Consider the following 10,311-nt stretch of genomic DNA (forward strand, 5'->3'; position numbering starts at 1 on the left):
GGCGGTGAGGGAGGAGCGCGGCACACGCGTTCGTCGGGGTGGAAGTAGCTGTGGGTCGTGCCCCATAGTCTGCGGGGCATGGCTGCTCTCAAAGCAACACCCCCAAGACCTATCGCTCCGGGCGATGTCGTCGCGGCGTTCTCCGAGCATCTCGGCGAGTGGACAGCGGCGCAGATCACTGGTCTGGACCCGGACCACCAGCTCGTGGGGGTCCTGCACCTCGACTGGTCCGGCCCTGAGCCGATGTCCGTGGCGGAGCTCGGCGACGTCGGGCCGATTTCGCGCACACGCGGGTCTTTCACGGGGGAGCTGGCGCATTGCCACTATGAATGGGTGCTCCCTCGGAGCTGTAAGGTCATCGGGACACTGCCGCTGCTGCACGACCAGCCGTCGAACAGCTACGCGTTCGGGTGGGCCATGGGGCTCGACCTAGCCCTGGAGCGGCGCCGACGGCGGGGCGACGAGTCGAAGTGGTCTGACCCATGGGCGAAAAGCATCACCGGCAGCGGATTGAACGAGCCTCTCGCCGGGCAGGCAGGTCCTCACGAGGAGACGCGTCGGCTGACGGTTCGGGCTGTGGAATCGCTGGACTGTGCGCGGCTCGTCGAGCGGTATCCGACGCTGACCGGCCTTACCCTCATCGGACCGGTGACCTTGTCATCGGCATCGAGCCTCAATGAGTTGACTTCGCTGAAGCACTTCAGGCTCTCCGACGTTTTCGGGATGGTCGGGGCGGACTGCCTCTTGCCGCGGCTTGTTCCGGCACTGGAGTGGTTGGACCTGGTCAGTGTCCCCGCGGAGTACGCGACGGCGATGAGGAGGCTGTGGCGGCCCGAGGAGCCCCAGGGTGTCCATCTCAGGATCGCCAAGCCTCGGAAGCCCGGGTGGCTCGCCGAGAACCTGAACAATCCGCTCCGGGACTGGGATGGCCGTGAGCAGATCAGCGCCGCGATCTACAAGAAGGCGTCGGCGCAGTACAAAGCGACGCGGCGCGCGGTGCTCGCCGTGCTGGCGTCCGGTGATGCGGCAGACGTACTGACGCCGAGGCTTGTCGAGCTCGGGGAGCAGTTCGGCGAAGCCTTCAACGAGCTCGACGAGCGCGCCGGATTCATCGAGACCGTTGAACGCGAAGAGCTCTACGATGCGCTCGGCGCCATCATCATCGAGGCTGAAGCCGAGTCAGGAGCCGACCTGGCCTGGGCAGGCAAGGACTTGACCGGGGGCTGCGAATCCGTCCGCGACTGGTAGGGCCTCGGTGCCCTCGATGGCGAATCGGTATCAAAGCAGGTAGGGGCCGACGATGGTGGCTATGGCGGAGGAGAAGGGAGCGATGCTGTCGGCGAGGTCCAGTTCCACTTCGGGGAACCACTTCTTGGAGGGACGGGGAAGTAGGCGCGCGTGCACCCCGGCCGCACCCTCCGGGGCGTCAAGGATCGCGACGAGTTCGGGCCGAAACAGCCCCGGCCCGATCCGACCCTGGTCAGCGCTCGCCAGGACCAGGTTCCTCGCCAAGTCGGGGTGTGTGAAGGAAGAAGTCGGCGGTCGTGTACTCCTCACCGCTGTTGTAGTGCACGACGATCCGCTGGTCGCCGGTGAGGGGAGCTTGGAACACGGCCACGCCGACTTGTCCTCCAGCCGTGCCCGAATCGCGTCGGCGTCCCCGCCATCCACGCCGGACGTCGCGCAGGTCAGCATTGCCATAGGAAGGCGGCCTCTGTGCAGGGCTCGCAAGCGAATGCGAACGCGGTACCGCCGAAGTTCATCGACGTGCTGTGCTCCGGTCCCTCTTCGAGCTGGGCGATCAGCTCCATGGGCTGGGTGCAGCGCGGGCAGTCGGGTGTCTCGTCGTCCTGCAGCCAGTCGCCCGCCGAAGGTCGGCCTGGTAGTGAGATTCAGAGCTACTCTCGGACGATGTCGAATCGCGCGGTAGCTGCTGCAGTCGGCCCCGTGCAGAGACTGTTCGGTGATGATCGATAAAGTCGGCGCACCCAAGCAGCTGAGGAGTGCAGACCGTGAGACCGCCGGCAGAGCTCGATGAGGTCCAGTGGCAGGCCCTGAACCACGCCTACGGCCCCGCGGAGGATCTGCCTGCGCTGGTCAGAGCGCTCTACCAGGGAGACGAGGAGATCATCGACGAGGCGATCTACGAGCTCCACGGGAACATCTGGCACCAGGGCACGGTCTATGAGGCCTCAGCGCCAGCCGTCCCCTTCCTCGCGCACGCTGCCATCCACGTCTCCGGCAGGCGCGCCGAGCTGCTGATGCTGCTCGCCGTCCTCGCCGACCATGAGCCGAAGCACGTCGACGGGCCGCGCTGGCCCGACAGCTCGGTCGGTGCCGTCTGTGCGGAGCTGTGCCGGGTGCTCCCCGAGCTGCTGGTCTGTCTCGGCGCCCCGGAGAGGGGTGTTCGTCGAGCCGTGCTACGGGTGGTCGCCGCCGTGGGGGACTTGCTCTCGGAGGAGCAGCGAGCCGTCATCGCGGAGCAGGTTGCTGCGCTGTACGTCGACGATCACGTTCCGGCCGTTCGCGCGGATGCCGTGGTCTGCCTGGAGCAATTGGGCCGTGGGCCGGACGGCCTGGCCGACCTGCTTCCCGAGGTCAGGCTGGCAGCCGCCGTGCTCGCCGCAGAGCGGTCGCAGCCGCCGTACTCTCCTGCGTTGGTGGAGGTGATGGCCCAGGACGGCGCCGAGCCCGATCCCGGGGACGACGACCTCCCTTGGTCTGGGCTTCGGACGCTGGACGACAGGCTCACGCGCCTGCTCCGAGAGGACCCACGCGCCGGCCTCACGGTGGCCGCTCGGTGGATCTCCGCGGGAGACCTCGGCACACGTGGCTCCTGGCTCGCCGAAAAGATCGTCGAAACCTGGCGCGACCAGGAACCCGACGTGCTCGACCTGCTCCAGGCGGCTCTGCCCCAGCAGCGGGAAGCCCGTGCCATCGCCGGCCGTCTGCGCGCCATCGGACACTGGATCGAGCTCGTTCCCGAGCCTGGGACCGGGATCCGCGACACACTCCACCGATTCGCGAACGACGAGGACGAGGAGACCACTGCGTCAGCACTCCTGGCGCTGGTGTGCTCCCGCGACGCCCGCGCACCGCGGCTGGTGCTGTGCCGTCCCACGGCACGGCTGCTCGGGGCCGCTGCCCGACACTTCCCCGAGGACGGTGAACTGTTGATACCGGCCATCCGCCGCGAACTCGCAGCAGGTGCGACCGGGAACGACGGTATTGCTCTGGTCCAGTCTCTGGCCCACTTCGGGGCCGCAGCTCGCCAGGCCCAGCCGGAACTGGTCGACTGCCTTCGGACGAGGCGCGCGGCCATCGTCGCCGCCAGGCTGCTTGGGACAAACGGTTCCGCCACGCCCGAGACCATCGATTTGCTGCGCGAGGCGACACAGAGCGCTGACCTCTCGCTGCGTTCCACAGCGGCCGTGGCTCACTACCAGCTGACAGGCGAAACCCACCTGGCGTTGAGCACCTTCGAGGGGCTGCTCTCGGGCGTGGGCCCGGTCCACTGGTACCTCGGAGCCCTGGAGCCGTTGGGCGCCGCCGCCACTCCTTTGCTGCCGCTGATCGAGCCCATGCTCGAAGGCGGTGACTGGACGAGGATGGCCGCCGCCGAGGCACACTACTGGATCACGGGCACCCCAAACCGGGCCGTCCCCGTTCTCTCCGAACTCGTCGGAGCTTCCCCCGTCGGCCTCCGCGCTCTCAAGGCGCTCGCTGCCACCGGGGTGCTCCCGGAGGATCTCCGTCCGACTCTGCGAGGTTTCGCGTTCTCCCCGCGTCGCCTGCTGACCGACACCCCTGTCTCCGGCCAGGGCCACGCGGACGAGGAGCTCCGAATGCTGGCACGGTCATTGCTCAGCACCTAGGACGCGTGGGCCTGGTCGCCGCGTCGGAGCGGTCTCAGGCGTTCTTGCCGTTCTGAGCGAGGGCGTCGAGTAGGCGCTTCACAGGAGTACCGAGGCGCCAGCGTTCGGAGAGTTCTTGGAGGGCGACTGGGTCGACGGCTGCGGCTTGGATGCCGGCGAGGTCGCCGCACTGGGAGCCGTTCACGCCGTACTTCTCCATGAGCAGCGCATCGTCGGTGATCTGCAGGGTCCCCACGCCCTTGATCGGGTACAGCACCTGCACGCCCCGGGCGTCGTCCACCAGTTGGGACAGGTCCCTGTCTCCCGTCACGATCTGCACGCGGGGTTGGTAATCTGCAGCCTCCCGGTCGCCTGACTCTACGTCAGAGCAACTTTCTGTAAAGCGAATCCGTGCTTTGCCGGGTTTAGGACAAAGGAGCCTGAGTGAAGCACGACTCGTGATCGCATATTCACCTGGTGAGTGAACAAGCCTCACGGAAGTCGGCGAGCGCTTCCGCGTAGCGTTCGCGGGCCGCCAGGCGCATGGTCGCGCGGTCGGTCAGGGCTCTGGCCAGATGCAGGGTCTTCGCACAGCGGTCGAAGTCCATAGTGGAACGCGCGACGTGCTCGGCGTGCGCAAAGCGCCCAGGACGAAAGCAGGGAGGCGCTTTGGTAGGCCCTCGGCGTGCAGCCCACCCGGCGCTCGGAGACCGGTCTGCGGCCGAACCCTCTATCGGCACCCGCCCGCACACGCTTCAATGCTCGGGATGAATGCGAGCCTCGCGGCAGTGATTGGGGCGGCAGTTGGCGCGCTCGGCGGTCTTGGAGGCGGTCTCGTCAGCGCCTTCGGCCAAGGACGCCAACTGCGGCAGCAGCACATGGCAGATCGCCGCCAATGGAAGCAGGAGATGCGTCAAGCTGCCTACAAAGAGCTCCTGACAGCTGCGAAGCAGCTTTCCAATGCCCTATGGGCGTCGTCCGACAAGTTGCAGGACCAGGCAGCCACAGTTGCCGACTGGCAAGCGGGCTATGGCGAAGTGCACGCTTCCTGGACGAGGTTCAGCGCGGCTGCTGCTGCCGTGAACATTGCTGGCCCGCGGGCCGTAGCAGAGGCTGCGGACACCCTGCGACACGCCATGTACGAGTGGGAAATGCTCTGCACGACGTGGACGAGGACGGCGGTCCGGAGGCAAGCGGCCCACGCCGCCGACTTCTACCCCCGCTTCGAGGCAGCTGCTGAGGCTAAGCGCCCGAGTGATCGGGCATTCCAGGTAGCAGCACGGAGCGCACTCGACACGGAGTCGTGAAGGCAGCGGACCATACGCCGCACGAGAATGAATTTGTAGGGCCTTTCGCGGCGTCGGGGAGCCCGCGCGGAGACGGTCACTGGTTCCGTTCTCAGCGGCTCGCGGCGAGAGCGTCGAGGAGACGCTTGATCGGTGTGCCGAGACCCCAGCGTTCGGAGAGTTCGTCGAGGGTGACGGGGTCGAGGGGTTGGTGGGGGAGGGTGGGGTCGAAGGTGGGGAGGGGGGCGGCGGTGGCGACGGTGACGACCTTGGGGGCGACGGCGAGGTAATCGGTGCCTTCGATGAGGCGTTTGCGTTGGGCGGGGGTGAGCTTGCTGTCGGGGTCGGTGGCTGCGGCCTGGATGCCGGCGAGGTCGCCGTACTGGGCGATGAGTTTGGTGGCGGTCTTCTCGCCGATGCCGACCACGCCCGGCAGGCCGTCGCTGGGGTCGCCGCGTAGGACGGCGAAGTCGACGTACTGGGAGCCGTTCACGCCGTACTTCTCGACCAGCAACGCGTCAGTGGTGAGCTGCAGCGTCCCCACGCCCTTGATCGGGTAGAGCACCCGTGCCCCGCGCGCGTCGTCCACCAGCTGGAACAGGTCCCGGTCGCCGGATCTGCCAGATTCTCAAAATGCGATACCGGGTTTGACCTGCAAGGATTCAATCATGCTCAGAGCTGTTGTCGGTGCGCGCGTCAGCGTCGTCAAGGGCACGGAGAAAGTGTCACACCTCGTCCAGAAGGAGGCCGGCGAACGAGAGGCGGACCGTTCGGGCTGGGAGGTGGTCGGCTACTTCCAGGACCTGGACGTGTCAGCAACTGTCCGTCCCTTCGACCGGCCAGACCTTGGGCTGTGGCTGGGCGACAAGGCTGACCAGTGGGACGTGATGATCTTCTCGAAGGTCGACCGGGCCTTCCGGTCGGCAAAGGACTGCGCTGACATCGCCCACTGGGCCGAGTCGAATCGAAAGATTCTCGTCTTTGCCGACGACGGGATCACCTTGAACTTCCGGGAGGAAGCCAAGGACTCGATGTCTTCGATGATGAGCAAGGTCTTCCTGATGCTCGCGTCGCTCTTCGCGGAGATGGAGCTACGGCGCACGCGGGACCGTGTTCTGGGTGCGCACAAGTACCTGCGGAAGACTGTCCGGTGGCCTGGCGGCTACGCGCCCTATGGGTACGAGGTGGTCGATCACCCGGAAGGCGGAAAGACACTCAGGCTGGAGCCCCACACGGCGGGTGTCGCCGTGGAGATGGCCGAGTGGTACATCGCAGGCCGTTCGTTTCACGACATCGCGGGGGAGCTCAACCGGCGAGGCGAGCCGACCAATCTGGTCCGCATCATGAAGGAGCACGGGAAGACCGAGACGTCGAAGGGGAAGTCCCTCGACGGGATTGAATGGTCGGCCACTGTGATCGCGAGTCTTCTCCGGAGCCCGTCGCTGCGCGGGTACAAGCTCCACCGAGGGAAGGAGGTCCGCGGCTCCGATGGCCTGCCGATCATGATAGCTGAGCCCGTCTTTCAGCGAGAGCTGTGGGACAGGCTCGAACCCGTGCTGGTCGCGCGATCACGCAAGAAGACCCGCACGTCCTCCGCTTCAGCGCTCCTCGGTGTCGCGTTCTGCGGGCTGTGCGACGGGCCGCTCTACCAGAAGAACTCGCCCAAGAAGTCCAGCGGGAAGATCTATAGCTACTACCACTGCCCCAGCGGCAGCGGAAAGGGCCGCGAGAACTGCGGGACGTCCCAGCCAGCGGGGCGGCTGGAAGCCCTACTCGAAGACTCGTTCATCGCTCAGGTCGGCGGCAAGTTCGTCCCGATCCGGCGATACATCCCTGGCGAGGACCATTCCGCCGACCTTGAGCAAGTGCGACGAGCTATCAAGGGCCTGCGGGAGGAGAAGGACGAGGGTTTGATCGTCGGCCGTGAGGATGAAGACGAATGGAAGGACCGTATGAGGGCGCTGATCGCTCGTAGGGCCGATTTGGAGAGCCTACCCCAGCGGCCTGCTCAGTGGGTCTTCGAGGATTCCGAAGAAACCTACACCGAGGCATGGCACGCCCGCGACGCGGATGGCCGACGCAGGTTGTTGGTGGACGGGGGCATTCGGCTGGTGGTCGAGCCAGGGCCGGCCCTGGCGGCGAAGGTACATGTGCCTGATGACTTGGCAGCGAGGCTTGCCCAGTCCGTGGCGCGCGGGGGAGTGAGCCCGCACTGACCTGAGCCGGTGGGTTGATTACCCAGCCCACCGGCCGTCGGCGCGGCGCACGAGCAGGTCCGTTCCGAACTGCGGCAGCTTGGCCAGGCCCATGGGGGATGGCCCCGTCGGGCGATGTCGACCCGAACGTGTGGCGGCGCCGCACAGAGAAAGCGAAGGTCTCCGCAATCGCCTGGCGATCACGGCGCTCTTCTCGCCGGTCGATACCGCAGGCCTCTTCAGAGCGCTTTTAGCTCATCTATTTGCCGAAGGTCTGACCGTCGAAGGTGAACGATCCGCTTCGCTGAACCGGAACGGCGATCGGTTCCCCACTGCCGTCTGCGGCGTTGATAATTCCGAACCCAAGCTCCAGTCGACCTCGCTGGCTGGGCGCGGACTTTGCGCTGCGGGGAGAGAGAGTTCCAGTTTCGAAACCCCAGAGAGTACGCCCTTCGGCACCATTGCTCTGACCTATGGCAGCCAGCCCGCTAGTGCCATTGCAGACGATCGAGCTTTGGAACGTCCGAGCTAGCATGATTGCCTGAGAGCCGGGGTACCGGCTAGCGCCGGGACCGGTCGCGGTGAGGCTGAACCAGCCTGGGGCTATGGGGTAGATCCCAGGTATGACCTGAACACCGAGACTGGTAACGGTGCCTCGACAAATAGTGCCCCACGGCGAAGCCGGCGTGAGGAACGGCGTGTCGCTGACCTGGAGAACAATCTCTCCTGCGTAGGCAGTCCGCAGGCGGGTGATCCGATCAACGAAGGCCTCGCAGTTGTTGGCTTCTGCGCTGCACCAGGTACTCGCGACTGCGACGAGACGCTCCGGCTGCCACTCAGCCAAGAAGTTGATGAGATTGGTTATGGCGCGTGAATGACAATCGGAAGTGTGTAGGTCGGCCACAACCACAATGCGCTCGCCGGAGACAGGCGGCACATAGGTCGGTCGGGACCGCAGAATCCGTGCTAGCGGTGGCTCGAATTTTGTTTCAGAGTTTTTCAATGAGACCATATTTCTGCCGATACTACTGCTGGGTCGTAGCAGCCGTTGAGTTCACGTCTGAGCATCTGTACGTGTTGTTTTCACATGCCTTTCACGCTCGGACCGCCGTGAATCTGATAGTGCCCCAGTGGCACCTACTCGTCGTCTATCGAGGCGTACCCTAGTTCACGTATGCCTTGCACCATAACTGACGAGGGTCGGCCAGTAAAGCGAGTCTCTCGAACTAGGTAAAAGATGAGAAGTATTGAGAAGTAATGAGAAATGAACGCCGCGGCGAGAGGGAGGCTCTTCCTTCCCCATGGCGCCCCGAGAGTATGCGAGGCACTTGGGTGACGGTCGCGTAGGTAGTTCGATGCGTAGTTCTTCTGGATCGCCGTCGGGGCGTCGCTTGGCCAGTGCCTTGATACCTCCCGGGTCAAGGAATGTAGCCTATGATGAGGGAATACCTGCCTACTCCCCTCTCATCGAGGGCGACGCGAGAGAAGCACTCCATGGCACAGAAGGTTTCAGTTCAGCTTATCGACGACCTGGATGGATCTGAGGCCGTCGAAACCATCATCTTTGCCCTAAACGGTCAGTCATATGAGATCGATCTGGGGGAGAAGAACGCTGGCAAGTTCCGCAAGGCGCTCGCCCCATTCGTGGAGGCCGGACGCAAGCAGGGTGGCGCGAAGCGCGCAAAGACCCGCGCCCCGGTGCGCTCTGGCGACTACCCAAGCCCGGTGGACGTTCGGGCTTGGGCCTCCTCTCAAGGCATCGAGGTGGCAGCGCGCGGCCGAGTGCCAGCTGACGTCATTAGCAAGTACCAAGCCGCGCACTGAGTCCAGTGGATTTGGCTTCCGCTGATGCATCGTGTGGTCAGACGGGCACGTCCTCGGGAGATATTCACCGTCCGAGGGCGTGCGAGTCAGCTGTCAGGCGCTGCCGGAGCTTGCACCTTGCCCCGAGCCGCTGCGCTGCCCTGTCCGCCTGGCGACAGCATGACCACGGATGAGTCCTTGCCGCCCAGGAATGCTTCCTGGATGACGTATGGTCCGTCGGCAAGCTCGAAACGAACCGAGCCATCGTCATAGGCGGAGACGCTGGCTTTCCGGCCGCCGGGCAGATCGATTCGCTCGATAGAGATGCGTGTCCGGGTTGTCGCCACTTTTCCCCTTGGTGATCTTTGGGCTAGAGCACCAGATTGGTGGCCTAATGCGATGGTGGGACGAGATGCCGAAACTTTGTGGGAGTCCGCAAGATGTAGGGCACCACGTGATGGCGCATGAGCTTAGACGACTACCTGCAGGACGTGCGCAGTTGGTGGAGCCAACGAGGTCTGCGCAGCGCTAGAACGCCATCGGGAACGTCTGGATTGCCTGCTGACCTCGCAATATGTGGCTGTGGCTGCGGAGGAACTCGGAGCTGTTGGTCGCGTGGTCTCACTCGTTCGAGCGGTCCGCTGCCATGGCGTATCAGCCTGACGGTCGCCTAACTACGCTGAATGCCACTGATGCCAGTGCATTTGTAAACACTGGTAGTCCTGACCTGGACCTATGCCAAGAGGTGACATCATGAGTACTGAAAGTGACGAACTCGACGTAGAGATCGAAGCCTGGGCTGCGGCGCAGGTAGCGGAGTCGCCTTCGTGGACGGCGGAGAAGTGGGAGAGCATCCTCGCCGGCTTGAGGCCGAGCGCGTCGGAGTAATGCCGGGGGCTTCGAGTGCCTGGTCAGGGCGGCTCCGGTGTACCTGACCAGGCAAGCCACCAGCGCATGTTCAGAGGAAGCGCTAGCCCGGTTTGGCTGTCGCCTGGTTCTGGTGTCCGACCAGGCTTTGGGCTGGTCGTCTGAAATCGCCTCCTGGAGACGAGGGCGACCGCTCTACGCTTCCTGCTGAGGTTGAAAGCGTGATGGCCGTGGGTGGCTGACGTTCCTTGATCCCTGCGGTACGACCGGAGCATGAAGTATGCACAGGGCGGTGGGCTGACCCCG

Annotated in this window: 7 protein-coding genes and 2 pseudogenes; 5 read left to right on the plus strand and 4 right to left on the minus strand. The window is 64.9% G+C overall.

Annotated elements, in window-relative coordinates; all coding sequences use genetic code 11:
- The first annotated feature begins 78 nt into the window (after positions 1-78).
- Positions 79-1,248: a hypothetical protein gene (locus tag IF29_RS0128920; RefSeq protein ID WP_030261005.1), complete on the plus strand. Its 1,170-nt coding sequence runs from the start codon at positions 79-81 to the stop codon at positions 1,246-1,248.
- A 30-nt stretch (positions 1,249-1,278) separates the two neighbouring features.
- Here IF29_RS0128920 and IF29_RS0128925 read toward each other — a convergent pair whose 3' ends face one another.
- Complete coding sequence (locus IF29_RS0128925; RefSeq protein WP_030261008.1) at positions 1,279-1,512, minus strand: hypothetical protein; 234 nt, start codon at positions 1,510-1,512, stop codon at positions 1,279-1,281.
- 500 nt (positions 1,513-2,012) lie between these two features.
- On the opposite strand from IF29_RS0128925, the gene IF29_RS0128930 reads away from it, so the two are divergent.
- A complete protein-coding gene (locus IF29_RS0128930; protein ID WP_157623970.1) occupies positions 2,013-3,875 on the plus strand; it encodes a hypothetical protein in 1,863 nt (620 codons plus the stop codon).
- Positions 3,876-3,909: 34 nt separating this feature from the next.
- Here the strand turns inward: IF29_RS0128930 and IF29_RS0128935 are convergent.
- A pseudogene (locus IF29_RS0128935) lies at positions 3,910-4,194 on the minus strand (hypothetical protein); the annotation flags it as partial.
- 427 nt (positions 4,195-4,621) lie between these two features.
- Between IF29_RS0128935 and IF29_RS0128945 the strand changes: the two are divergent.
- Positions 4,622-5,161, plus strand: a complete 540-nt coding sequence (locus tag IF29_RS0128945; RefSeq protein ID WP_157623971.1) for a hypothetical protein — start codon at positions 4,622-4,624, stop codon at positions 5,159-5,161.
- A gap of 91 nt (positions 5,162-5,252) precedes the next feature.
- Here IF29_RS0128945 and IF29_RS0128950 read toward each other — a convergent pair.
- A pseudogene (locus IF29_RS0128950) lies at positions 5,253-5,756 on the minus strand (5'-3' exonuclease); the annotation flags it as partial.
- Positions 5,757-5,808: 52 nt separating this feature from the next.
- Between IF29_RS0128950 and IF29_RS0128955 the strand changes: the two are divergent.
- Both IF29_RS0128955 and IF29_RS0128960 read left to right on the plus strand, forming a co-directional pair.
- A complete protein-coding gene (locus tag IF29_RS0128955) occupies positions 5,809-7,356 on the plus strand; it encodes a recombinase family protein (RefSeq protein WP_051726151.1) in 1,548 nt (515 codons plus the stop codon).
- Positions 7,357-8,829: 1,473 nt separating this feature from the next.
- A complete protein-coding gene (locus IF29_RS0128960) occupies positions 8,830-9,159 on the plus strand; it encodes a histone-like nucleoid-structuring protein Lsr2 (protein ID WP_030261020.1) in 330 nt (109 codons plus the stop codon).
- 86 nt (positions 9,160-9,245) lie between these two features.
- On the opposite strand, the gene IF29_RS45320 is transcribed toward IF29_RS0128960, so the two are convergent.
- Complete coding sequence (locus IF29_RS45320; protein ID WP_084715150.1) at positions 9,246-9,485, minus strand: hypothetical protein; 240 nt, start codon at positions 9,483-9,485, stop codon at positions 9,246-9,248.
- Positions 9,486-10,311 lie beyond the last annotated feature (826 nt).

This window comes from Streptacidiphilus jeojiense, from assembly GCF_000719095.1.
Classification (GTDB): Bacteria; Actinomycetota; Actinomycetes; order Streptomycetales; family Streptomycetaceae; genus Streptacidiphilus; species Streptacidiphilus jeojiensis.